This is a genomic window from Mesorhizobium sp. AA23 (genome assembly GCF_001672435.1).
In the GTDB taxonomy this organism is placed as follows: domain Bacteria; phylum Pseudomonadota; class Alphaproteobacteria; order Rhizobiales; family Rhizobiaceae; genus Mesorhizobium.
Genome location: NZ_LYTP01000010.1, coordinates 23,411 through 47,306, shown reverse-complemented (window position 1 = coordinate 47,306; position 23,896 = coordinate 23,411). Strand labels below are relative to the sequence as shown.

The window sequence follows — 23,896 nt, the reverse complement described above, 5'->3', positions numbered from 1 at the left end:
CCTCCCTGTCCCCCTGATGAATGCCGTGGAACGACAGCCAAGCTGCGCCGCGCGGCCTCGATCCTGTTTTCCGCAGTTCCTCCCTGCCCGAGAAATAGTGAGCGCTTGACAGCGCCGCTGTCAACGATGGGTCAAGCGACCCGAGCCCGATCAACTTCGGGTGCGGCGATTGAAAAGCCGCCGGCTCCTGGTCTAGGAACGGCCGCAGGAGGCCAATTGATGGCAGTGACGCCGACCGTTGCTCAGGGCGCCCCGGGAATTCCCGCGCGCTGGACGTCAAGCGCCAAGAGCGGCGTCGGCACCGGGCTTTCAGCGAACAGCCCGCTTTGGTTCACCATCAGTCACGGCATATTGAACGAGGTCTATTATCCCCGCCTCGACAGCGCCTGCACGCGCGACCTGGGGCTGATCATTACCGGTCCCGATGGCTATTTCTCGGAAGAGAAACGCGATGCCGCCCATCTTGTCGAGCCATTCGAAGCCGGCGTCCCCGGCTATCGCCTGGTCAACACGGCGGTCAATGGCTCCTATCGGATTGAAAAGCGCATCGTTACGGATTCGAAACGGCCCGTTCTGCTGCAGGAAATCACATTCGCGGCGCTCAAAGGCTCAGCCTCGGAATACCAGGTCTACGCGCTGCTCGCGCCGCATCTCGTCAATCGTGGCATGGGCAACACCGCCTGGGTCGGCGAGCACAAGGGGCAGCGTATCCTCTTTGCCTCAGGCCGCGGCATCTCGGTCGCGCTTGCCGCCTCGCTGCCCTGGGGCGCATGCTCGGCCGGCTATGTCGGTTTCTCCGACGGCTGGCAGCAGCTGCGGAATGGCGGCGCGCTCGATCCTGCCGCTGAGCGCGCGGAGGATGGCAATGTGGCGCTGACCGGCGAGATCGGCTTCTCGACAGGCAAGGGCACCGCATTGCTGGCGCTCGGCTTCGGCGCCTCGCCGGAAGAGGCGGCGGAGGCCGCGCTGGCCAGCCTGAAGGACGGTTTCGATGCGGCCGCCGAAACCTATGCCGCCAGTTGGCGGAATTTCCAGTCCGGCCTGGAGACGCTCGACAGGCAAGCCGCCTCCGGCTTGAACACCTACCGCGTCAGTACCGCCGTCCTTGCCTCGCATCTGTCGATCGCCAGGCCTGGAGCCGCAGTCGCCAGTCTTTCGATCCCCTGGGGCTTCAGCATGGGCGACGACGATCTCGGCGGCTACCATCTGGTCTGGCCGCGCGACCTGGTCGAAACGGCGGGGGGCTTCCTTGCAGCCGGCGACGCCAGGCAGGCGCTCGATGTCCTCACCTATCTCCGCTCGATCCAACAGGCGGACGGTCATTGGCCGCAGAACTGCTGGGCGAGCGGCACGCCCTACTGGCCTGGCATCCAGATGGACGAATGCGCCTTTCCGCTGCTGCTTGCCGACGCGCTCCGCCGCGCGGGTCATCTGCCGCGCGCGAAGCTCGACGACTTCCTAGCCATGATCGAAAGCGCGGCTTCCTATGTGGTGCGCAACGGCCCGGTCACCGGCGAGGACCGCTGGGAAGAGGACGCCGGCTACAGCCCGTTCACGCTGGCCGTCGAGATCGCGGCGCTGCTTGCGGCGGCTGACATGCTGGATGCTTGCGGCAAAAATGAACCGGCAAACTATCTGCGCGAGACGGCCGACTGCTGGAACGACCAGATCGAGCGCTGGACCTATGTCACCGGCACCGAACTCTGCGCCAGGGAGGGCATCGACGGCTACCATGTCCGCATCGCACCGCCCGACGGTGCTGGCGCCGCTTCGCCGAAGGACGGTTTCGTGCCGATCAAGAACCGCCCGCCCGGCGATAGCCATCGGCCGGCCGAGGCCATCATAAGTCCCGACGCGCTGGCGCTGGTCCGCTTCGGACTGAGAGCCGCCGACGATGCGCGCATCGTGAACACCGTCAAAGCCATCGACGCGCTTCTGCGCTGCGAGTTGCCGCAGGGCCCGCTCTGGTACCGCTATACCGGCGACGGCTATGGCGAGCATGAGGATGGTTCGCCCTTCGATGGCACCGGCCGGGGCCGGCCCTGGCCGCTGCTCGCCGGCGAGCGCGCGCATTACGAACTGGCCGCTGGGCGACCCAGCAAAGCGGCCGAACTGCTCGAAACCTTCGAGCGCTCGGCCGGTGCAGGCGGCCTGCTGCCGGAACAGGTGTGGGACAGACCCGACCTGCCGGAGCGCGAATTGCGGCTCGGCGCGCCATCGGGCAGCGCCATGCCGCTGGTCTGGGCGCATGCCGAGCACATCAAGCTGCTGCGCTCGCTGCGCGACGGCAAGGTCTTCGACATGCCGCCGCAGGGCGTCGAGCGCTACATCAAGCGCAAAACCGTGTCGCCGTTCAGGACATGGCGCTTCAACAACAAGATCCGCTCGCTTCCCGCCGGCAAGCTCCTGCGCGTGGAACTTGCGGCGCGCGGCGTGGTTCACTGGAGTAGCGACAAATGGCTGACGGTGCGCGACGACAACACGGTGGAGAACGCCTTCGGCGTCCATCTGGTTGACCTGGATGTCGCCGGCCTGCAGCCGGGATCGACGGTCGTCTTCACATTTTTCTGGCCCGAAGCGAGCCGTTGGGAGAATGTCGACTTCACCGTCGGCATCGATCCTTCGGATAGCCAGTAAGGTTCTTTCCTCAAGCTATTAGGATAACACCATGCAGATCGGAATGATGGGACTGGGCAGGATGGGCGCCAACATGGTGCGCCGCCTGATGCGCGACGGCCACGAATGCGTCGTCTACGACATCAATTCGGCAAGTGTCGCCGGCATGGTCAAGGACGGCGCCATCGGCGCCGCCTCGCTGGAGGAGTTCGTCGCCAAGCTCGCCAAGCCGCGATGCGCCTGGCTGATGCTGCCGGCGGCGATCACCGGCAGGATCGTCGACCAGGTTGCGGCGCTGATGGAGCCGGGCGATATCATCATCGACGGCGGCAATTCCTATTATCACGATGCCGTCGACCAGGCGGCGAAGCTGGCGACCAAGGGCATAAATTTCGTCGATGTCGGCACCAGCGGCGGCGTCTGGGGGCTGGAGCGCGGCTACTGCCTGATGATCGGCGGCCCCGACGACGCCGTGAAACACCTGGATTCGGTCTTCGCCACGCTGGCGCCGGGCGCCGACCCGGGCTCCAATCCGCCGAAAGGCGCCGGAACCGCGCCTTACGGCTATCTGCATTGCGGGCCGAGCGGCGCCGGCCATTTCGTCAAGATGGTTCATAACGGCATCGAATACGGCGTCATGGCGGCCTACGCCGAGGGCATCAACATCCTGAAATCGGCCAATGCCGGCAAGCGCGCCCGCACGGCGGACGCCGAAACCAGCCCGCTCGAAAGCCCGCAATACTATCAGTTCGACATCGACCTGCCCGCCGTGGCCGAAGTCTGGCGCCACGGCAGCGTCATCGGCTCCTGGCTGCTCGATCTCACCGCCGGCGCGCTGAAGAACGATCCGTCGCTCGCCCAGTTCGGCGGCCGCGTCTCCGATTCCGGCGAAGGCCGCTGGACGCTCAAGGCCGCGATCGATACCGGCGTTCCGGCGCCGGTGCTCTCCTCGGCGCTGTTCGACCGCTTCTCCTCGCAAGGCGAATCCGCCTTCGCCGACAAGCTCTTGTCCGCCATGCGTTACGCTTTCGGCGGCCATGTCGAAAAGCCGAAGGCGTGAGGGCGGGAGTGACGGGATGAGCCAGGAGAGGTCCGACACGCTGGTGCTTTTCGGGGCGACCGGCGATCTTGCGCACAAGAAGATATTTCCGGCGCTCTATCACATGGTCGCCAAGGGGACGCTGAGCGAGCCGGTGATCGGCGTCGCTTTCGATCCTTGGGATCTTGGCAAGCTGGTGGACCGCGCCCGCGACGGCGTCTTCAATGCGCTGGGCGGCGTCGACGACAAGGTGTTCGCCAAGCTCGCCTCGCTGCTGCGCTATGTCAGCGGCGACTATCGCGACCCGGCGACATTCGAGAAATTGAAGGCAGCGCTCGGCTCGGCGCAGCGGCCGCTGCATTACATGGCAGTGCCGCCCACCATGTTCGAAACCGTCGTCCAGGGCCTCGAACAATCCGGCACCGCGCGGGGCGCCAGATTGATGGTCGAAAAGCCTTTCGGCCACGATTTGCAGTCGGCCCACTGGCTGAACCGCGTGTTGCATCTGGTGTTCAACGAACAGTCGATCTTTCGCATCGACCACTATCTCGGCAAGGAAGCGATCCAGAACCTGCTCTATTTCCGTTTCGCCAACGCCTTCCTCGAGCCGATCTGGAACCGCAACTTCGTCGAGAGCGTGCAGATAACCATGGCCGAGGATTTCGGCATCGAAGGCCGCGGCAAGTTCTATGACGACGTCGGTTGCATCCGCGACGTCATCGAGAACCATCTGCTCAACATCCTGCTGTTGCTCGCCATGGAGCCGCCGGTCGGCCGCTCTGCCGACGATTTGATCGACGAGAAGGTGCAGGTGCTGCGCGCCATCCGCACCTTGACCAAGGACGATGTCGTGCGCGGCCAGTTCGACGGCTATCTGGCCGAACCGGGCGTGCGGCCGAACTCGCCGGTCGAGACCTTCGCCGCCGTACGCTTCTTCGTCGACACCTGGCGCTGGCAGGACGTGCCCTTCTTCATCCGCGCCGGCAAGAACATGCCGGTGCATGCGACCGAAGTGATCGTGCGGCTGAAGCGCCCGCCGCTCGACGTCTTCGATCCGATCAAGCCGGGCGACGCAAACTATGTCCGTTTCCGTATCGATCCGCAGGTGGCGATCTCGATCGGCGCCCAGCGCAAGGTAGCCGGCGACGACATGATCGGCGAGCAGGTGGAACTGACCGCGCTCGACGACACCAAGGGCGATATGCCGCCCTATGAGCGGCTGATCGGCGACGCGATGAACGGCAACGGCCAGCTCTTCACGCGCCAGGACGCGGCCGAGCTTGCGTGGCGGATCGTCGGACCGGTGCTTGGCGACACCACGCCGCCTCCGATTTACGCGCCGAAGACCTGGGGGCCGGCCGACGCCATGAACGGCTTCGGCCCGCCCAATGGCTGGATCAATCCGACGAAATAGCTTCTCGGGGGACGGGATGGCGAAAGCAGCAAAACGGGCTTCGACGAAGGACGGGCAGGTCGTCCTCACCATCGACGTCGGCGGATCGCGTGTGAAAATTCTCACCAGCGCCGGCGGCGAGATGCGCCGCACCGATTCCGGGCCGGGCCTGACACCTGAGCAGATGGTGGCTTCGGTGAAGAAGCTGGCCGAGGGCCTGGATTACGACGTCATTTCGATGGGCTACCCTGGCCCGGTCAGGGACAACAAGCCTTCGCTCGACCCCTTCAATCTCGGCAAGGGCTGGAACGGCTATGATTTCGCCGCCGCCTTCGGCAAGCCGGTCAAAGTCGTCAACGACGCGCTGCTGCAGGCGATCGGCAGCTATGACGGCGGCCGTATGCTGTTCCTCGGCCTCGGCACCGGCCTGGGCGCCGCCATGATCCTTGACAATGTCGGGCAGCCGATGGAGCTTGCTCATCTTCCTTACAAGAAGGGCGGCAGCTTCGAGGATTATGTCGGCGAGCGCGGCCTGGAAAAGCACGGCAAGAAAAAATGGCGCAGATACGTTTTCGATGTCGTAAACAGGCTTCGCGCCGCCTTGCAGCCGGACTATGTGGTCATCGGCGGCGGCAATGTCGACAAGCTCGATGAATTGCCTGAAAGATCCAGGCGCGGCGACAACACACGTGCCTTCGAAGGCGGATTTCGACTGTGGCGCGATAAGGCGCTGATCGTCTGATATTTTTACTTTTCAGTATAGTCGTTCAAAATAGCGTGTAGTCGCACGACCTGTCGTTGCGCCGCGCAGGTTTGCCGACTAGGAATCCGCCGGCCTGCCGCACATGCGCCTGCCTCGGCGCGCCAAGGGCGCGGCAGCGCGCTGATTTTACATCCCGATTTGTGGCCGTGCGGCATAGAGGAGGACTGACGTGGACGAGGAAACCAATGCAGCCAAGGAAGATGTCGACCTGCTCGAGCTCACCGCCCACATCGTGTCGGCCTATGTCGCCAAGAACCGGCTGCCTGCTTCGGGCCTGGGCGAGCTCATCGCCAGTGTCGCCTCCTCGATCGGCGCCCTGAACCAGCCGCCGACTCCGCCGGCACCGCCGCCCGTTCCTGCCGTCAATCCCCGGCGCTCGGTGACGCCGGATTACATCATCTGCCTCGAGGACGGCAAGAAGTTCAAATCGCTGAAGCGTCATATCGGCGTGCATTTCGGGCTGAGCCCGGAAGCCTACCGGACCAAATGGGGCCTGGCGGCAGACTACCCGATGGTCGCGCCTAACTACGCGGCATCGCGCTCCGAGCTCGCCAAGTCGATCGGCCTCGGCCGCAAGGCCGAAGCCGAGCCGGAGAAGCCGGCAAAGGCCAGGAAGGTAAAGGCCCCCGCCTGAACGATCTTGGCCCTGTGCCAACGGTTTGAAGAAGCCTGCCAAGGAATCCGCCTTGGCAGGCTTCCTGCTTTTGGCTTGGATAAGACAAGCGAATGCTGTTCGGGTGAGCCATGAACTATGCGAGGATGGTGATCGAGAAGGAAGCGCCGGAGGAATACGGCTACGACCGGATCCGCTTCAATCTCTCCGAAAGCTCGATCGCCGACCAGAAGCTTGCCGATATCGGCCTCTCGCTGCCCGACCTCACCTTGTTCTACGGCGAGCATCGCGGCGACAAGGAATTGCGCGCGCTGATCGCCGGGCAGGACAAAGGGCTCTCCCCGGACGACGTGCTGGTTACAGCCGGCGCTGCCGGCGCGCTGTTCATCATTGCTACCTCGCTGCTTTCGGCCGATGACCATCTCGTCGTCGTGCGGCCGAACTATGCCACCAATATCGAGACGCCCAAGGCGATCGGCTGCGCCATCACCTATGTCGATCTCGACTTCGACGAGGGCTTCGCCGTGGATGCCGCGCGCGTCGCGGCGGCGGTGCGGCCGAACACCAGGCTGATCAGCGTCACCTGCCCGCACAACCCGACCGGCACGATGATGACCGGCGCCGATCTCGACGCGCTGGTCGCGCTTGCCGAAACCCGCCGCTGCCGGCTGCTGGTCGACGAAACCTATCGCGATCTGTCCTATGGCGAGCGCCTGCCCTCCGCGGCATCGCTCAGTCCAAGCGCGATCAGCGTCTGTTCCCTTTCGAAAGCATTCGGCATTCCGGGCATCCGCATCGGCTGGCTGGTCAGCAAGGACCACGCTCTGCAAGAGACTTTCCTCGCCGCCAAGGAGCAGATCGGCATCTGCGGCAGTGTCATCGACGAGGCGATCGCACGCTTCATGCTCGAGCGGCGCGATGCCTTCCTTTCATCGTTGTTGCCGGAGATGGCCAAGCGCCGCGATATCGTCCAGGCTTGGATCGACGGCGAGCCGCTGGTCGACTGGGTGCGTCCGCAAGGCGGTGTGGTCGGCTTCCCGCGGCTGAATGTCGATGCGGATTTCGACCTCGACCGGTTCTACTTGCGGCTCCTGGAAGAACACGGCACTTATGTCGGCCCCGGCCACTGGTTCGAGATGCCGAAGCGCTTCTTCCGCGTCGGCTTCGGCTGGCCGAAAGAGGCGGAATTGCGCGGCGGGTTGCAAGCGATTTCCGCTGCGCTGGGAGACTGAGCCTCTTTCCACCGCGAACGACAATCCCGAAGATCCTTCATGCGGCGCCGATTTTTTGCGCGCGCGACGAGGCGAACTGGGCTAAGGGTCTCCGGCCGGAACAGCGCCCACCGTGGAAGTGCCCCGCCGGCCGATGTCACAACGGGGCCCTCGAATCATGACCGCCGAAGCAACTTCACCTGAACAGCGCTACGCCGCCTTCCGGCACCGGCCGTATCTCAGCTACTGGACGGCGCGCTTCCTCACCACTTTCGCCACCCAGATCGTCTCCGTCGCCGTCGGCTGGCAGATCTACGACCTGACGCGCAATCCCTTCGACCTCGGCATCGTCGGCATCGTCCAGTTCCTGCCGTCGCTGCTCTTGGTGCTTGTCACCGGCGTCGTCGCCGACCGCTTCGGCCGCCGCCTGATCATGACATTGGCGTCGTTCGTCGAGGCCGGCTGTGCGCTCACTCTGTTGTTGCTGACGCTGCGCGGCCTTGGCGGCCCGCTGCCGATCTTCGTCGTGCTAGCCATGTTCGGCATCGCCCGCGCCTTCTACGGGCCGGCCTCGTCCTCGCTGGTCGCCAATCTGGTGCCGCCACAGGATTTCGCCAACGCCATTGCCTGGAATTCGTCGGCCTGGCAGACGGCAACCATCGTCGGCCCGGTCGCCGGCGGCCTGCTCTACGGCCTTTCGGCGGAGATCGCCTACGCTACTGCGGCGATCCTGATGCTTGTCGCCGCGCTGCTCGTCTTCACCATCCCCAAGCCCGCGCAGCAGACGGCCACCGACAAGCCGACGATGCAGACCCTGTTTGCCGGCTTTCGTTACATCTGGGGCGAGAAGATCGTGCTCGGCGCGATCTCGCTCGACCTGTTCGCGGTGCTGCTCTCCGGCGCCTCGGCGCTGCTGCCGGTCTATGCCCGCGACATTCTGGAGCTTGGGCCCTGGGGCCTCGGCCTGCTGCGCTCGGCGCCTGGCATCGGCGCCATCGCCGTGGCGGTCTGGCTCGCCGGCCATCCGATCCGCGACCATGCCGGCAAGATCATGCTCGGTTTCGTCGCCTTGTTCGGCGCCTTCACCGTCCTGTTCGGCGTCTCGACCATCACCTGGCTGTCGATCGTGGTGCTCGCCATGCTCGGAGCCACCGACATGTTCAGCGTCTATATCCGCGAGACGCTGATCCAGCTCTGGACGCCGGACGAGGTGCGCGGCCGCGTCAACGCCGTCAACCAGGTCTTCGTCGGCGCTTCCAACGAGGTTGGCGAGTTCCGCGCCGGCACCATGGCGGCGCTGATCGGCACCGTGCCGGCGGTGGTGATCGGCGGCATCGGCGCCATCGCGGTTGCCGGGATCTGGGCTTGGTTGTTCCCTGCGCTGCGGCAGGTGCGGCATTTGAATAGCAGGAACTAATTGCCGGCGCAGCAACTTGACGGCCGGACTAGAAGAGTGCAGCGGCTTCCCTCTGCAATTGCGGCAAAATCTATCCGACGGCCGGCTTGCCGAAGATCAGGCTCAAAAATTCGCCGAGCCAGCGCTTGAGGTGCATGTCCCAGATCAGCCGGCCGCCGAGATGATCGCGGCCGGGCTGCGCGCCGGGCAGCTCGAAGCGATGCGCGCCTCGCACCACCCAGCGCTGCATCATCACCCTGGTCAGCTCGCCATGAAACTGAATGCCCCAGGCATTCTCGCCATAACGAAAAGCCTGGTTGGGATAGGTTTCGGCCGTGGCGAGCAGCGTCGCGTCCTTCGGCAGGGAAAAGCCCTCGCGGTGGAACTGGTAGACCATCTCCGGCCAGTGCAGCAGTTTCTTGCCGGCGTCGGTCGCCTTCAGCGGATACCAGCCGATCTCGACCAGTCCTTCGCCATGGCCCTCGACCCTGCCGCCAAGATGCCTGGCGAGCATTTGCGCGCCGAGGCAGATCCCAAGAAAAGGCCGGTTTTCCTTGAGCGGGATTTCGATCCACTCGGTCTCACGCCGGACGAACTCGTCGTGGTCGTTGGCGCTCATCGGCCCGCCGAAGATCACCGCCCCGGCGTGGCCGTCCAAAGTGCAGGGAAGCTCTTCGCCAAGCGGCGGCCGGCGAATGTCGAGATCGAAACCTTCTTCCAGAAGCATATGGCCGACGCGGCCGGGGCTCGAAGTCTCCTGATGCAGCACGATCAGGATTTTTGGTCTCGGCCTGGGTCTGGGTGGCATGGAAGAAGAAAGGTCCAGCTATTCGTCGCTCGATGTGCCCCGCGCGCCCGGCGCTTCGGCCGCCGCCTTGCGGCGCGCCTCGATGCGGTCGTGGCGCTCGACACCGATCAGTTCGGCGACGCGCCAGACGGTGTTGTCCTCGAGCTCGTGCAGCTCGCCGTCGGCGTAGACGATCTCCCACATCAGGCCGATGAAGGCCTTGCGCGCCTCGGCATCCAGATGGCGCTTGAGCACGCTGGTGAAGGCATAGAGGTCGATCGCCTCGTTATCGGCACGCTCGCCGGCGGCGGCCAGCGCGTCGAGCTCGTCGCCGCTGATCGAATAGGTCTCGGCCAGGATCTCCTTGAAGCGCTCCCACTCGATATCCTGGCGCACGCCGTCGGCGTTCATCACGTGATAGAGCAGCGCCGAGGCCGCGACGCGCGGATCGTCCGCGCTTGGCTTGCTCGCGCCCGCAGCAGGCAAATCCCTCAGGAAGGACAATACGCGTTCGAACATCGATGCTTTTTCCCTGTCCGCCAAGCCGAGCCTCAAAACAAACGAAACCGGCGCGGCGATTTTTCCGCCTCGTCTTCCGGCGTGACGCCGGGATCATCCGGCAAGCGCGGCAACTCCGGCGCCTGCTCGACCACCATGTCATCGGCGGCGGCGACCTCGGTTTCCCTCTCGATGCCGTTCGGCGCCTCGGCGGCCGCCTTCTCGGCCGAACTATCGGGCTCAAGGTCGATCGCTCTCTCGTCAGCCGGCAAAGCGGGCGCCGATGCAGCGATCGCGGGAACCGCCTCCTCAACCTCGCTGTCGATTAGTTGCCCGAGCCGCTCCATCGGCGCGCGCCAAGTGAACGCGTCGAGCTTGCCGGTGATCGGCGATACCGGCGCCCAGCGCTCCGAGACGACACCGTCCGCCACCCAGGCCGGATCGCGCGGCGCGCGCACAGCCTTGGACAGCAGCTGCCGCACCTTGCCCTGGTCGCCGCTTTCGGCCTCCTCGATGTCGGCCAGCAACAGATAGGCGCCTTCGCGGCGATCAATGCGGATGGCGGATTCCGCCTCGCGCCTGGCGGTGGCGAAATCCTGCGCGTCGAGCGCGGCGCGTGCCACGGCCATCGACGATTCGGCATGGTTCTTCTTCAATTCCTGCAGCTTTTTCGCCCGGTTGAGGCGATCGAGCACGGCATCGCCCGGCCTCGCATGGATGTAGAGCTCGGCAATATCCGGATGCGGTTCGGCCCGCCAAGCGGTCTCCAGGATTTTGGAACCCTTGCGCACATCGTTGTGCTTAATCAGCAGGTTGGCCGCGATCACCGCGGCCGGCGCGAAACCGGGCGCCAGCTTGTTGGCTTCGAGGGCCGCGGTCCGGGCAGCGTTCGGATCGCTGTCGACCAGCGCCTGCGCCTTGGCAGTGAGCAGCACGGCGCGGCGGCGGTTGGCGGCATCGCGTTCGATTTGCCTTGTCGATTTCTGCGCCTCGACCAGCTTCAACGCGCCGTCCCAGTCGCCGCGCTCGGTCAGCTCTTCAAGCGTCGATTCCGCCGCCCAGGCAAGCTGCGGTGCCACGGCTGCGGCACGACCGGCATAGTGGCGCGCGGCGTTGCGGTCGCCCAGTCGCTCAGCTTCGAGATAGAGCCCGCGCAGGCCGAGCAGCCGCATCTCCGGATCATCGAGCATGCGCTCGAACTTTTCCCGCGCGCCTTCATGGTCGCCTTCGAGCAGCGAGGCCTGCGCATCGAGCAGGTTGATCAGCGGCTCCTGGTCGGAACTGATCAACTTGGCGGCCTCCTTGGTCTTCTTGCGCGCCAGCGCGCCGTCGCCGGCGCCGGCCGCGATCATCCCCGTCGACAGCGCCTGGTAGCCGCGGTCGCGGCGGCGCACCCGGAAATAGCGCGAGATCGCATAAGGGCTGTTCCACAGCGACTTGATCAGCCACCAGACGATCATCACCGCTGCGACCACGGCGACGATCGCCACCGCCGCCACCATCAGCGTGACCTGGTACTGGTAACCGTTGAAGGTGACGATCATCTCGCCCGGGCGGTCGGCCAGCCAGGCAAAGCCGAGTCCCAGCGCGAACACGACGGCGAGGAAGGCGAGGATGCGGATCATCTGACGGTCCTCATGCCTTGGTCGCGCCGGCAATCAGCGCTTCGATCTGCTTTTCGACTTCGAGCCGCGCCTTCAGTTTGCTGGCGAAGTCGGCGCCGGCCGCCTTCGACGCATCGGGCAGGGTATCGTATTCGGCGAGCGCCTTGGCATAGTCGCCCTGGTTGACTGCCACTTCAATGCGCGCGACCGTTTCCGGCACGCCCTTGCCTTCGACGGCGCCGACCGGCCGCACCTGCACCAGCGATTTCGCGCTCGACACCAGGCTTTGGAAGAAGCCGGCATTCTGGTCGACCGGCGTTGCCGCTTCGATCATGGCGTTGGCGGCGGCTTCGGCCTCGGAAGCGATGGTGGCTCGCGTGGGCACGCCTTTTTCCGCATAGCCGCGCAGAACGCCAAGCTCCGGCGAGTCAGGCGCAATGGCGGCGAACGTGTCGAGCTCGGTCGCGAACGGCGCACCGCGATCGAGCGCCGCCTTTAGCGCCGAAGCGGCAATCGCCAACGCGATCTTCGGCTGCGAGGCCTGCGCGTCGACCTTGCCGGAGAGCTGCTGCACCGACTGTTCCAGCGCCGCGATCCGGCTGTCCGCCGCCTTCGCCGCGTCGCCCGCCGATTTCACAAGCGCGTCGAGCCCGGCGAGCTTCTCGTTGAGCGGGGCGACATCGACCGGTGCAGCATTTCCGGCCTTCTGCAGGTCGGCGACCGACGTCTCGACCTGGCCGACCTTGTCGGTGAGCGCCTTGAGCGCGGCGCCGTCGTCGCCCTGGCCGGGCGAGGATTTCAGCGCCGCGAGGTCCGACTTCACCTGGTCGAGCGCCGAGGACAGGCCGTCGACCTTGGCCGAAGCGCCGGTATCGGCCGCCTCCTTAAGTGCCGCGATTTGGCTTCTCAGCGAAGCGATCTCGCCGGTGACGCCGTCGGGCGAGGGCCCGCCGACCGAAGTCGGAGAACCGAGCAGCCCTACCGCTTGCAGAAGGCCGGCGCCGGCAAGCGCGACAACGCCGCCGATCACGCCGGCAGCAATCATGTTGACGCCTGAGCGCCTGGCGGCCGGGAAGTCGCGATCGTCGCTTCGGGTTTCGCTCGGCTTCGACGCCGAGGCGGCAGAACTGGTCTTGGCTGCCGACGCATCCTCGAAACTGTAGCCGAAGCTTTTTGGTTCGCTCTTCGGAGCCTCATCCGTGCCCGGATAGGATGCTTGCGCCCCATCCTTGTTGGTTCCAGCCTGGTCAGCTCCGCCCCGCGCCGCGTCGGTGTGTTCCCACGGCTCGATGTCGGCCTGTTCGGCATGGATCGGCTCTTCGGGAGCTTCCGGCTGCGAAGCAGCAGCCCCTTCCTCTGCCTTCGCCTCGTCGGTTCGTTCCGTGTTGGTATCGGTATTGTCGGCATCCTCGTCGGTGATTCGCGAGACGGCGCCGGGTTCGAGTTCGATGGTCACCGGCTCGCGGCGGCTCTTCGAATGTCGCACCTTAGGCGTCTTGACCATGCTTGGGCTCCGCAAATTGGCTTGAGGATGGTTCAAAGGGTCTACAGCTCAAGGATGCTCTACCACATCACCAAGCGGTGAAAAGGGGCGGTGTGATGACGCGGCTCAGCCCGGTAGCGACAAAAGCTGGAACAGCGCGTCCTCGTCGGGTTGAGAGGCAATGCGAACCTTTTGCCCGCCAACCCCGTCCAATTCTTTGGCGATTCTTACGGACAGGGCCAAAAACTCCGCCCGTTCAAAGAGATGCCGCAGTGCTGGGCGCATGGCCAGGCCAATCATCATGGGTGCCGCCTTGGCCGAATAGAGCAGCACTGCCTCGACCGGCGTGCCCGACAATCGGGCAACGACGGCATCGTCGCCATAATCGAATTCGATGGTGTCGTAGGTCTCGACAGGCCGGACACGCACCCGGGCTGCCGCCAGCCGTTCTTCGAACACCGGAAAGCGCACCCGGCCACAAAGATAAACCATCTCCTTGCCCGTAAGTTCGGCGGTTATCTGGCCGGCCAGTGCTTCGGCATCGCCTGGGCCTTCAAAGACGGACGTAAATCCAGCCGCACGGCAGGCTTCCGCCGTCCTTGTCCCGACCGCATGGCAAGGCAGGGCGGCAAGCGCGGCGACCAGTTCCTTGGGCGCATAGCGCACCGCATTGGCGCTGGTGACGGCAACCGCGGCAGCAGCGGGAAGGACGCTTGCCTCGACCGGCAACGCCACTGTTTCCGTCAGTGGCAGCAGGACGGGCTGGAACCCCTGGGCCAGAAGCCGCCGGGCCGTGCGGGAGGCGCCCGGTTCCGGCCTCGTCACCAGGACGCGGACCATGTCAGGCCCAGCCGTCGAAGAATTTTGCGCCGGCCTTGGCGCGAACGGCCCGCGCGGCTTCCGCGCCGATATTCGCCGCGTCCCGGGCCGGGCCGTTCAATCTGACCTCATGCGACTCGGTGCCGTCGGGCGAGATGATCAGCCCGGCGAAAGACAGGTTTTCGTCCGAGACGATCGCATGGCCGGCGATCGGCGTGCGGCAGGAGCCGTCGAGCGCAGCAAGAAAGGCGCGCTCACAAGCCAGCGCCTGGCCGGTCGGCATGTCGTGAATAGCCGCCAACATATTGTCGACCGCGCCGTCGCCGATGCGGCTTTCGATGCCGATCGCCCCCTGCCCCGGCGCCGGCGGAAAGACATCCAGCGGCATCAGATCGGTGATCACGCTCTCGAGCCCGAGCCGCTTCAGCCCGGCATAGGCGAGGATGGTGCCTTCGGCCACGCCCTCATCCAGCTTGCGCAGTCTGGTCTGCACATTGCCGCGGAACATCACCACATTGAGGTCCGGCCGCATCCGGCGGAGCAGCGCCTGGCGCCGGAGCGACGACGAGCCGATCGTGGCGCCATGCGGCAGATCGGCGATCCGCTTCGCGGTCTTGCCGATGAAGGCGTCGCGCGCGTCCTCGCGCGGCAGGAAGACGGAAAGCTCCAGCCCGTTGGGCAGCACCGTCGGCATGTCCTTCGAGGAATGCACGGCGATATCGATGCGGCGATCGAGCAGCGCTTCCTCGATCTCCTTGGTGAACAGGCCTTTGCCGCCCGCTTCCGACAACGGCCGGTCCTGAATGCGGTCGCCGCTGGTCGAGATCGGCACAATTTCGAAGGCCTGCTCGGGCAGGCCATGCGCCTGCATAAGCCGCGCCCGCGTTTCATGCGCCTGGGCGAGCGCCAGCGGGCTGCCGCGTGTTCCGATTTTCAAGGTTGTTTGCATGGCGCGCGGTCCGTGATAACCCCCAAGCGATTTCGAGGTCTGCCGAGATTCAGGTCAGGCCGAGCCGAAAATGGCGGATTTCGAGAACCGGAGCGGCGCGTACTTTTGGGTACGCGAGCGCCGGAAGCGCAGAAAACCGCCATTTGCAGGCCGGCATCACCTACTATCGACAGACCTCCTATATAGGAAAGGTCGGAGACACAATCTTCGAGGACAGCGACGAATTGATCCGCGTTCTGGGCATTGAGACAAGCTGCGATGAGACGGCCGCCAGCGTGGTGGCGCTGGACGGCGACTCCGCGCCCGAAATCCTCTCCAATGTCGTCTTGAGCCAGATCGAGGAGCATGCCGCCTTCGGCGGCGTCGTGCCCGAGATTGCCGCGCGCGCCCATGTCGAGGCGCTGGATGGGATCGTCGAGGCAGCGCTGACCGATTCGGCCGTATCGCTCGATGAGGTCGACGCCGTCGCCGCGACTGCCGGGCCGGGGCTGGTCGGCGGGCTGATCGTTGGTCTGATGACCGCCAAGGCGATCGCCGCCGCCGCGAACAAGCCGCTGATCGCCATCAACCACCTCGAAGGTCACGCGCTGACTGCCCGGCTGAACGAGGGGCTCGACTTTCCCTATCTGCTCTTGCTGGTCTCCGGCGGCCACACCCAGATCGTCGCGGTGCGCGGCGTCGGCGACTACCAGCGCTGGGCAACGACCATCGACGATGCGCTGGGCGAGGCTTTCGACAAGACGGCCAAGATGCTTGGCCTGCCCTATCCGGGCGGGCCCAACGTAGAAAAGACAGCGGCCGGCGGCGATGCGAGCCGCTTTGCCCTCCCGCGTCCGATGAAAGGGTCGGCGCAGCCGGATTTCTCCTTCTCCGGCCTGAAGACGGCTGTGCGCCAGGCGGCAACGGCAATCGCGCCGCTCAGCGACCAGGACGTCGCCGACATCTGCGCCTCCTTCCAGGCTGCGGTGGCCGATGCGCTGGGCGACCGTGTCGCGCGGGCGCTCGCCCGTTTCCGCAGGGAATTTCCCGACACGGCAAAGCCGGCGCTGGTCGTCGCCGGCGGCGTCGCCGCCAACCGCACGATCAAGGCGACGTTGGAGGCGCGCTGTTCCAAGGCCGGCTTCGCATTCGTCGCGCCGCCGCAAAAGCTTTGCACCGACAATGCCGCGATGATCGCCTGGGCCGGCATCGAGCGGCTGCGCGCCGGGATGGTCGACGCTAGCGCCGCCGACTTCGTGCCGCGCTCGCGCTGGCCGCTGGACAGTGTTTCGGCTCCCTTGGTCGGCTCGGGCCGTCGCGGGGCAAAGGCATGACTGACGCGGTCACGAACGGCGCACAGGCCAAGGCGCCCAGCGGTTGGCGCGTAGCGGTGCTTGGCGGCGGCGCCTGGGGCACGGCGCTGGCGCTCGCCATGCTGCGCGCCGGCCATTTTGTCCGCCTCTATGCCCGCGATCCCGACACCGTCGCCGCGATCGACCGTGGCGAAAACCCGCACTATCTGCCCGGCATCGCGATCGAGCCCGGCATCGTCGCCACCAGCGATATCGCTGCTGCGCTCGACGGTGCGAATTGCGTGCTGGCGGTAACGCCGGCGCAATCGCTGCGCGCGGTTCTGGCCGCTGCCGCCGGCCATGTGCCATCCGGCGTGCCGCTGGTCCTCTGCGCCAAGGGCATCGAGCGAGACACCGGGGCGCTGCTGTCCTCGATCGTCGAGGAAAACCTGCCCGACAACCCGGTCGCGGCACTTTCCGGCCCGAGCTTCGCCAGCGATGTCGCGCGCGGCCTGCCGACGGCCGTGGTGGTGGCCGGCCGCGACGGAGAACTGGCGGCCGATCTCGCCGCCCGCTTCTCGGCCGAGAACCTGCGCTGCTATTCCAGCGACGATCTCATCGGCGTCGAGATCGGCGGCGCGCTGAAGAACGTCTTCGCCATTGCTGCCGGCGCCGTCACCGGAGCCAAGCTTGGCGCCAGCGCCCAGGCCGCCATGGTGACGCGCGGCTTCGTCGAGCTGCGCCGCATCGGCGCCGCCTTCGGCGCCAGGCCGGAGACGCTGATGGGGCTCTCCGGCCTCGGCGACCTGCTGCTCACCTGTTCCTCGGCGCAGTCGCGCAACTTCGCCTATGGCCTGGCGCTCGGCCAAGGCAAGGAGCTCACCGGCCTGCCGCTCGCCGAGGGTGTGCCGACGGCCGCCATTGCCGCCCGCATCGCCGCCGAGCGCGGCATCGAGGCGCCGATCATTGCCGCGGTCGCCGCCATCCTCGATGGCAAGGTGACCATCGGCCAGGCTGTGACGGCGCTGATGACGCGGCCGCTCAAAACCGAAACCGACATTTGAAGCCTCGGAGTTGAAACATGCTGTTTGCGTTGATTTGCAAGGACAAGCCCGGCAGCTTGCAGCTGCGCGCCGACACGAGGCCGGCGCATGCGGCGTTCCTGGAAGGCCTGATCAGCGAAGGAAGACTTGCTTTTGCAGGTCCCTTCCTCGACGCTGCCGGCAAGCCTGACGGAAGCCTGGTGATGATCGAGGCGCCCGACATGGCCGGCGCGCAAGCCCTGGCGGCCGCCGACCCTTATGCCAAGGCCGGCCTGTTCGAAAGCGTCGAAATCCGTCCATGGAACTGGGTCTTCCAGAAGCCTGCCGCCGCGTGACCGGTCGCGGCGCTCCCGCTCCCCGCGAGTACGGGGAAAGGATAAGGAAGAGCGCCAACGCTTCAATCGTGGCGAACCGACAATGGCAAGGGGACAACTGAGATGAACTACTGGCTGTTCAAGTCCGAACCCTCGGTCTTTTCCTTCGAGGCGCTGAAGGCGAAGGGCAAGGCCGGCACGCAGTGGGACGGCGTGCGCAACTACGCTGCGCGCAACAACATGAAAGCCATGCAGATCGGCGACCTCGGCTTTTTCTACCATTCCAATGAAGGCCTCGATATCGTCGGCATCGCCGAGGTTTGCGCGCTTGCCCACCCCGACACCACCACCGACGACCCACGCTGGGAATGCGTCGACATCCGCGCCTGCAAGGACGTGCCGAAGCCGGTGACGCTGGAACAGGTCAAGGCCAATCCGAAGCTGGCCGACATGGCGCTGGTGCGGCTTGGCCGGCTTTCCGTGCAGCCGGTGACGCCGGCAGAGTGGAAAGAAGTCTGCCGCATGGCTGGCCTCGACCCGGCGCCGTGACCAGGCTCACCCCCAAAAACGCAAGGACATTCATCCTCGACAATACGGCGCTGATGGCGCCGCCGCACGTGCCGGAAGTGCTGCTGCACCTGGCTGACGAGGCGCACGACTTCTGGCTGCGCACCGAGGAGGAGCTGGCCGAGATCGGCCTGCCGCCGCCCTTCTGGGCTTTCGCCTGGGCCGGCGGCCAGGGCCTTGCCCGCTATGTGCTCGACCATCCGGCGACGGTGCAGGGCAAACGCGTGCTCGACTTCGCTTCCGGCTCCGGCATGGTCGCCATCGCTGCCTTGAAAGCCGGCGCGGCTGAAGTGACCGCGGCCGATATCGATCCCTTTTGCGCGACGGTCATCGCCCTCAACCTGGAAGCCAATGGCGTGAAGGCCGATTTCCTGGATGCGGACTCCATCGGCACCGATGACGGCTGGGACCTCGTCTTGGCCGGCGATGTCTTCTACGACAAGCCTTTGGCGGAGAGGCTGACGCCGTGGTTCACGAGCCTCAAGGCGCGCGGCGCCGACATCCTCGTCGGCGATCCCGGGCGCGCCTATCTGCCGAAGACCGGACTGCAATCGCTCGCCGTCTACCAGGTGCCGGTGACGCGCGTGCTGGAGGATGCCGAGGTCAAGCGCACGACCGTGTGGCGATGGGTTTCCGCCGCTTCGGCTTGACGCAGCCGGCGAACAGGGATTCCATCGCTCATCTTTCGGGAGCGGATTCTATGGATTTCTCAACGGTGAACTGGCTGGCGGTGATCGCCGCGGCCGTCATGGCGTGGCTGTTCGGTGCCGCCTGGTACATGGGCCTGAGCAAGCCCTGGCTGAAGGCGGCAAAGCTCGATCCGGCGACGATGAAGCGCTCGGCCGTTCCGTTCATCGTCAGCTTCGTCGCCGAGCTCGTCATGGCGCTGGTCATGACGCTGGTGGTCGGCGCGATGACCGGCGGCGAGCCCAACCCGCTCGCCGGCGTGATCTTCGGCTTTGTGCTCTGGTTTGGCTTCGTCGCCACCACGTTGTCGGTCAACCACCGCTATCAGGGCTTTGGCTGGGACCTCACGCTGATCGATGCCGGCCATTGGCTCGGCGTGCTGCTCATCATCGGCGCCGTGATCGGTTGGTTCGGCGCGCCGGCCGCGCCGGCAGGCTAGAGCAATTCCAGGAAGTGAAACGGTTCCGTCGGAATTGCGCCCGATAAACAGAGAGAGCGGTCCGGAGCGTCGCTAACCCGCGTCTGCGTCTTTCGTGACTTCGTCGAGAAGCCATTCGCGGAAGGCGACGATGCGCGCGTCGTCCTTCATCGCTTCCGGATAAACCAGGAAATAGGCGAACTCCGGCGCGACCTTGATGCCGAGTTCGAAGGGCCGGATCAGCCGCCCTTGCGAAAGGTCGTTGGCCACCATGGCGAAGTCGGCAAGCGCCACCGCATTGCCGTCGAGCGCCGCCTGCGCGGCGTCGGCCGAGGACCCGAAGACAAGGGTGCGGCTGTCGTCGAAATCTTCGACCCCTGCCGCGTGCATCCACATGCTCCAGTTCGGCCAAGTGACGCCCTGCCGTGACCATTCGATATGCGCCAGCGTATGGTGGAAGAGATCGCGCGGCTCCTTCAGCGGCGGGCCTGAGGCGAGCAGCGCCGGGCTGCAGACGGGGATGATGATGTTCTCGAACAGCCGGTGCGCGCAGAGCCCGGGATATTTGCCGCTGCCGAAACGAATGCCGATATCGACATCGTCCCGCTCGAAATCCCTGACTTCATAGGTAATATCGAAGCGCAACTCGACGCCCGGCTTCTGCCGGCGGAAACCGTCGACGCGCCGCATTAGCCACTTGGTTGCGAACTGCGCGTCGAGCGTCACTTTCAGCAGCGCCGTGCCTCTCGTCATTTTGCGCGCGCGGGTAACGGCGCGGCCAAGCAGGTCAAGCGCATCGACCGAAGCTTCGAACAGAACGTTTCCCGCTTCGGTTAACCGCATGGTGCGGCTGGTGCGCGTGAACAGCACGAGGTCGAGCTGATCCTCTATTTCCTTGATCTGGTGGCTGACCGCCGCCGGCGTCAGGCCAAGCTCGTCCGCGGCACGGGTGAAATTGAGGTGCCTCGCCGCTGCCTCGAACGTCCTCAACGCACGCGTTCCGGGCAGCAAGCGGGCCATCCCAATCTCCAAACAAAACTTGATGATCGGACAAGAACTACTCGTTTCCCGTTTGTTTTTCAATCCGGCAAGATGGCTGCATCGATAAACCATCAAACCGGATTTGATATCCGGAGAACACGGATAGCGCCATGACCGAGATCGTCCTGAAGTCCCACGCCGCTCCGAAATCCAACTCCGGCATCACGCTTTGGCTGCGTTCGGCATTGGAGTGGCTGCGCCAGGCCCGGGTCGCCGCTCGGCTTCCCGACGAATCCGTCGAGGATCTCTCCGACCGCCAGCTGCGCGACATCGGCGTCGAGCGCAGGGACGTCGCAAAGGCGATGAACCGGGACCTTGGCCGGATCGGATTGCTGGATACCGGCTGGCAGCAGCCTAAGCGGCACTGAGGGAATAGGGGAGTAGGCAGAGAATCTCGCTTCGGTGGCCGTGCGTCCTCCGTGACATATCCTACTCCCCTACCCCTACCCCCTACTCCCTACCTCACCACCTTCACCACCGTCCGGTCCGACAGCAGCGGCAGCAGCCTCGCCATGGTGCGCGCCGTCACCGCGACGCAGCCTTGCGTCGGCGTGAAGCCGGGACGCGCCAGATGGAAGAAGATCGCGCTGCCGCACCCGCGCCGGCGCGGCACGATGTTCCAGTCCAGCACCAGGCACACATCGTAGAGCCGGTCGGCGCGCCGCATCCGTTCATGGCTGGCGCCGTAAGGGATCTTCACCGGCCGATTGTAGTTGCGGTCGTCCGGCACCTCGCACCAGCCGAGATCCGGGCCGATCGGCGCCATCGCCAGCCCCGTCCGGCGGCCGCCGGGAAACTGGTCGTTGCGGAAATAGCCTGACAATATCCGCATCGCAGCCAGTGGCGTCGCGCCGTCGCCCTCACGCTTGCTGGCGGAAATGCCGCCGCGCCCGAGGGCGCAGGGAAACACCGTTTGGCCGGCTTGCAGCAATCCCTGCGCAGGGTTGCCGGGCCTCGCACGCACAACCAGGACATGCAGCCCCTTCGGCAAAAATTCGCCTGCCGCATTGCGCGCGCGTTTTTTCTTGTATGATTGTCTCACGGAACAAATCACTGTGAACGACTGTTGCGCCGGTGAGCTTCCGCATAAATGGGGGGAGGTCAACTGAATATTCTTTTTAAAACAACGGATTGATCATGACATCACGCACCATTCTGATCGTTGACGACGACGACGACCTGCGAGCCACCCTCGTCGAGCAACTGGCGCTCTACGAGGAATTCGACGTCCAGCAGGAAGCCACTGCCGCAAAAGGCGTCGCCACGGCGCGCGGCGGCCTTGTCGATCTGCTCATCATGGACGTCGGCCTGCCAGACATGGACGGTCGCGAGGCGGTGAAGATCCTGCGCAAGGGCGGCTATAAGGCCCCGATCATCATGCTGACCGGCCACGACACCGATTCCGACACCATTCTGGGGCTCGAGGCCGGCGCCAACGATTACGTCACCAAGCCTTTCCGCTTCGCGGTGCTCTTGGCGCGCATCCGTGCGCAGTTGCGCCAGCACGAGCAGAGCGAGGACGCCACCTTCTCGGTCGGCCCCTACACCTTCAAGCCCAGCCAGAAGCTTTTGATCGATCCGCGCGGCGCCAAGGTGCGGCTGACCGAAAAGGAAGCCTCGATCATCAAATATCTCTATCGCGCCGACCAGAAGGTGGTAACGCGCGACGTGCTCTTGGAAGAAGTGTGGGGTTACAATTCCGGCGTCACCACCCACACGCTGGAAACCCATGTCTACCGGCTGCGCCAGAAGATTGAGCGCGATCCTTCCAATGCCGAAATTCTTGTGACAGAAAGCGGCGGCTACAAGCTGGTTCCTTAAACATTTCATGATCTAGAGCGATTCCAGGAAAAGTGTGAAAGCGGTTTTCCGATCGGAATTGCGTCGAACCAAACAGATAGGCGGTCGGGCGGGATTGCCTCGGGTACGATCCTGATGCTGGAGGGTGATGGATCGGCTCGCTGCACGCATCGCACGATGCGTGATTGAAAGTTGGAGTGCGCGCTCCCGCAAGGAGACGGCGCTCCAAAGGAGGGACTGGACTGACCGCTCGGGGACACAGCTAGCATGGCGCTGGATGACGACATCCGCATCCTGTCCGCCGTGAAGCTTTTTCAGGGCTTCACGCAGGAACAGTTGCGCCTGCTGGCCTTCGGCGCCGAGACCACTTTTCTGCAGGCCGACCACAAGCTCTACCGCGAGGATGACGTGGCCGACTCGGCCTATATCGTCGTCAGCGGGCGCATAGTCCTCTATCGCGAGCAAGGCACCGGCGAACGCGTCCCGATCGGCACGGCAGGCCCCGGCGCCATGCTCAGCGAACTGGCCCTTATCGCCGACACCAACCGGCTGACCAGCGCCTCGGCCGCGATCGATTCGGAAGTTATCCGCTTGAGCCGAAAGATGTTTCGCCGCATCCTCGAGGAATATCCGGAGCTCGCGGTGCAGCTGCATGAGCGCATCCTGGAGGAATTCCAAGAGATGATCGCCCGCATCGAGGAGCTCGCGCCACGGTTTACGGAATAGACGCGCCGCAGCGTCTCTGCCGATTGATAGCGCTCAATCCAATTCAAACTTAGCGATGACCGGCACATGGTCCGACGGCTTCTCCCAGCCGCGCGCCGCCTTGACAATCTCGTAACCGGCAAAGCTCGGCACCAGATTGGCGGACGACCAGATATGGTCGAGCCGCCGGCCGCGGTCCGATGCTTGCCAGTCCTTCGCGCGGTAGCTCCACCAGGTGTAGAGCTTTTGCTCGGCCGGCACGTTGAGCCGCATCAGGTCAACCCAGCCGCCGGCCCGCCGCATCGCCTCGAAGTTTTCGGTCTCGACCGGCGTGTGGCTGACGACGTTGAGCAATTGCTTGTGCGACCACACGTCATGCTCCTGCGGCGCGATGTTGAGGTCGCCCACCAGGATCGAGGCATCGTGCTCGCTCGCCGGCACGCTGTTCATCTCATAGACGAAATCGAGCTTGTGGCGGAATTTCCGGTTGATCTCCGGGTCGGGCTCATCGCCGCCGGCCGGAACGTAGAAATTGTGCAGCAGAATCGACCTGCCGCCGGCCTGGACCCTGACCGAGAGATGCCGGCTGTCGTCGATCTCGCAGAAACGCCGCTTCTCGACCAGCGCGATCGGCCGGCGCGCGACCGTCGCCACGCCGTGATAGCCTTTCTGGCCGTGGAACAGGATGTGCTGGTATCCGGCCTTGCGGAAAGCCTTTTCCGGAAACAGCTCGTCCGGGACCTTGGTTTCCTGCAGGCAGAGCACGTCCGGCGCGTGCTCCTTGAGCAGCCGCTCGACGATCGGCATGCGCAGACGCACCGAGTTGATGTTCCAGGTGGCTATGGTGAAGGGCATTCAGGCAGGTCCGGCAAAAGATCG

General features: G+C 65.0%; 25 protein-coding genes. 16 read left to right on the top strand and 9 right to left on the bottom strand.

Annotated features, from left to right (window positions below; genetic code table 11):
- The first annotated feature begins 219 nt into the window (after positions 1-219).
- The 7 genes from A9K66_RS09920 (at position 220) to A9K66_RS09890 (ending at position 9,052) form a co-directional block, all read left to right on the top strand.
- Positions 220-2,637 (top strand): glucan 1,4-alpha-glucosidase, encoded by a 2,418-nt coding sequence (locus A9K66_RS09920; RefSeq protein WP_067323027.1) that lies wholly within the window; start codon positions 220-222, stop codon positions 2,635-2,637.
- Positions 2,638-2,668: 31 nt separating this feature from the next.
- Entirely contained in the window at positions 2,669-3,676 is a 1,008-nt protein-coding gene (gnd, locus tag A9K66_RS09915; RefSeq protein ID WP_067323024.1) for a phosphogluconate dehydrogenase (NAD(+)-dependent, decarboxylating), read from the top strand.
- A 16-nt stretch (positions 3,677-3,692) separates the two neighbouring features.
- Entirely contained in the window at positions 3,693-5,069 is a 1,377-nt protein-coding gene (zwf, locus tag A9K66_RS09910) for a glucose-6-phosphate dehydrogenase (RefSeq protein WP_067323020.1), read from the top strand.
- A 16-nt stretch (positions 5,070-5,085) separates the two neighbouring features.
- Positions 5,086-5,790, top strand: a complete 705-nt coding sequence (locus A9K66_RS09905; RefSeq protein WP_067323017.1) for an ROK family protein — start codon at positions 5,086-5,088, stop codon at positions 5,788-5,790.
- Between the two features lie 190 nt (positions 5,791-5,980).
- On the top strand, positions 5,981-6,445 hold the full coding sequence (locus A9K66_RS09900; protein WP_067323014.1) for a MucR family transcriptional regulator: 465 nt from the start codon (positions 5,981-5,983) through the stop codon (positions 6,443-6,445).
- Positions 6,446-6,555: 110 nt separating this feature from the next.
- Complete coding sequence (locus A9K66_RS09895) at positions 6,556-7,656, top strand: pyridoxal phosphate-dependent aminotransferase (protein ID WP_067323011.1); 1,101 nt, start codon at positions 6,556-6,558, stop codon at positions 7,654-7,656.
- A gap of 157 nt (positions 7,657-7,813) precedes the next feature.
- Entirely contained in the window at positions 7,814-9,052 is a 1,239-nt protein-coding gene (locus A9K66_RS09890) for an MFS transporter (protein WP_067323006.1), read from the top strand.
- Between the two features lie 70 nt (positions 9,053-9,122).
- On the opposite strand, the gene A9K66_RS09885 is transcribed toward A9K66_RS09890, so the two are convergent.
- The 6 genes from A9K66_RS09885 to hemC all read right to left on the bottom strand — a co-directional run bounded on the left by A9K66_RS09885 (position 9,123) and on the right by hemC (position 15,171).
- A complete protein-coding gene (locus A9K66_RS09885; RefSeq protein ID WP_067323003.1) occupies positions 9,123-9,839 on the bottom strand; it encodes a glutamine amidotransferase in 717 nt (238 codons plus the stop codon).
- Between the two features lie 18 nt (positions 9,840-9,857).
- Positions 9,858-10,337: a TerB family tellurite resistance protein gene (locus A9K66_RS09880; RefSeq protein WP_066998287.1), complete on the bottom strand. Its 480-nt coding sequence runs from the start codon at positions 10,335-10,337 to the stop codon at positions 9,858-9,860.
- A 32-nt stretch (positions 10,338-10,369) separates the two neighbouring features.
- A complete protein-coding gene (locus A9K66_RS09875) occupies positions 10,370-11,941 on the bottom strand; it encodes a heme biosynthesis protein HemY (RefSeq protein WP_067323000.1) in 1,572 nt (523 codons plus the stop codon).
- 10 nt (positions 11,942-11,951) lie between these two features.
- Positions 11,952-13,424, bottom strand: coding sequence for a mitofilin family membrane protein (locus A9K66_RS09870; RefSeq protein WP_067322997.1), 1,473 nt, complete (start codon positions 13,422-13,424; stop codon positions 11,952-11,954).
- 105 nt (positions 13,425-13,529) lie between these two features.
- Positions 13,530-14,243: a uroporphyrinogen-III synthase gene (locus tag A9K66_RS09865; RefSeq protein WP_067322993.1), complete on the bottom strand. Its 714-nt coding sequence runs from the start codon at positions 14,241-14,243 to the stop codon at positions 13,530-13,532.
- A gap of 1 nt (position 14,244) precedes the next feature.
- Positions 14,245-15,171: a hydroxymethylbilane synthase gene (gene hemC / locus A9K66_RS09860; protein WP_067322989.1), complete on the bottom strand. Its 927-nt coding sequence runs from the start codon at positions 15,169-15,171 to the stop codon at positions 14,245-14,247.
- A 227-nt stretch (positions 15,172-15,398) separates the two neighbouring features.
- On the opposite strand from hemC, the gene tsaD reads away from it, so the two are divergent.
- The 6 genes from tsaD to A9K66_RS09830 all read left to right on the top strand — a co-directional run bounded on the left by tsaD (position 15,399) and on the right by A9K66_RS09830 (position 19,492).
- Positions 15,399-16,484, top strand: a complete 1,086-nt coding sequence (gene tsaD / locus A9K66_RS09855; protein ID WP_197507464.1) for a tRNA (adenosine(37)-N6)-threonylcarbamoyltransferase complex transferase subunit TsaD — start codon at positions 15,399-15,401, stop codon at positions 16,482-16,484.
- A complete protein-coding gene (locus tag A9K66_RS09850; RefSeq protein WP_067322986.1) occupies positions 16,481-17,506 on the top strand; it encodes an NAD(P)H-dependent glycerol-3-phosphate dehydrogenase in 1,026 nt (341 codons plus the stop codon). The genes tsaD and A9K66_RS09850 overlap by 4 nt, the downstream gene beginning before the upstream one ends.
- A gap of 17 nt (positions 17,507-17,523) precedes the next feature.
- Positions 17,524-17,820 (top strand): YciI-like protein, encoded by a 297-nt coding sequence (locus A9K66_RS09845; RefSeq protein WP_066998315.1) that lies wholly within the window; start codon positions 17,524-17,526, stop codon positions 17,818-17,820.
- A gap of 102 nt (positions 17,821-17,922) precedes the next feature.
- Positions 17,923-18,348, top strand: a complete 426-nt coding sequence (locus A9K66_RS09840) for an EVE domain-containing protein (RefSeq protein WP_067322984.1) — start codon at positions 17,923-17,925, stop codon at positions 18,346-18,348.
- Positions 18,345-19,016: a methyltransferase gene (locus A9K66_RS09835; RefSeq protein WP_067322981.1), complete on the top strand. Its 672-nt coding sequence runs from the start codon at positions 18,345-18,347 to the stop codon at positions 19,014-19,016. The genes A9K66_RS09840 and A9K66_RS09835 overlap by 4 nt, the downstream gene beginning before the upstream one ends.
- A gap of 50 nt (positions 19,017-19,066) precedes the next feature.
- On the top strand, positions 19,067-19,492 hold the full coding sequence (locus A9K66_RS09830; RefSeq protein WP_067323129.1) for a DUF1761 domain-containing protein: 426 nt from the start codon (positions 19,067-19,069) through the stop codon (positions 19,490-19,492).
- A gap of 72 nt (positions 19,493-19,564) precedes the next feature.
- Here the strand turns inward: A9K66_RS09830 and gcvA are convergent, their stop codons facing one another.
- Positions 19,565-20,491 (bottom strand): transcriptional regulator GcvA, encoded by a 927-nt coding sequence (gcvA, locus tag A9K66_RS09825; RefSeq protein WP_067322978.1) that lies wholly within the window; start codon positions 20,489-20,491, stop codon positions 19,565-19,567.
- A gap of 131 nt (positions 20,492-20,622) precedes the next feature.
- On the opposite strand from gcvA, the gene A9K66_RS09820 reads away from it, so the two are divergent.
- On the top strand, positions 20,623-20,880 hold the full coding sequence (locus A9K66_RS09820; protein WP_067322976.1) for a DUF1127 domain-containing protein: 258 nt from the start codon (positions 20,623-20,625) through the stop codon (positions 20,878-20,880).
- A gap of 89 nt (positions 20,881-20,969) precedes the next feature.
- Here the strand turns inward: A9K66_RS09820 and A9K66_RS09815 are convergent, their stop codons facing one another.
- Positions 20,970-21,566: a L,D-transpeptidase gene (locus A9K66_RS09815; protein WP_067322973.1), complete on the bottom strand. Its 597-nt coding sequence runs from the start codon at positions 21,564-21,566 to the stop codon at positions 20,970-20,972.
- A gap of 83 nt (positions 21,567-21,649) precedes the next feature.
- On the opposite strand from A9K66_RS09815, the gene A9K66_RS09810 reads away from it, so the two are divergent.
- Complete coding sequence (locus tag A9K66_RS09810) at positions 21,650-22,333, top strand: response regulator transcription factor (protein ID WP_066998380.1); 684 nt, start codon at positions 21,650-21,652, stop codon at positions 22,331-22,333.
- A gap of 246 nt (positions 22,334-22,579) precedes the next feature.
- Positions 22,580-23,038 (top strand): cyclic nucleotide-binding domain-containing protein, encoded by a 459-nt coding sequence (locus tag A9K66_RS09805; protein ID WP_067322970.1) that lies wholly within the window; start codon positions 22,580-22,582, stop codon positions 23,036-23,038.
- Between the two features lie 33 nt (positions 23,039-23,071).
- Here A9K66_RS09805 and A9K66_RS09800 read toward each other — a convergent pair whose 3' ends face one another.
- Positions 23,072-23,872 carry an exodeoxyribonuclease III gene (locus tag A9K66_RS09800; RefSeq protein WP_067322968.1) on the bottom strand — a complete coding sequence of 267 codons (801 nt, stop codon included), beginning with the start codon at positions 23,870-23,872 and terminating at the stop codon, positions 23,072-23,074.
- Positions 23,873-23,896: the final 24 nt, after the last annotated feature.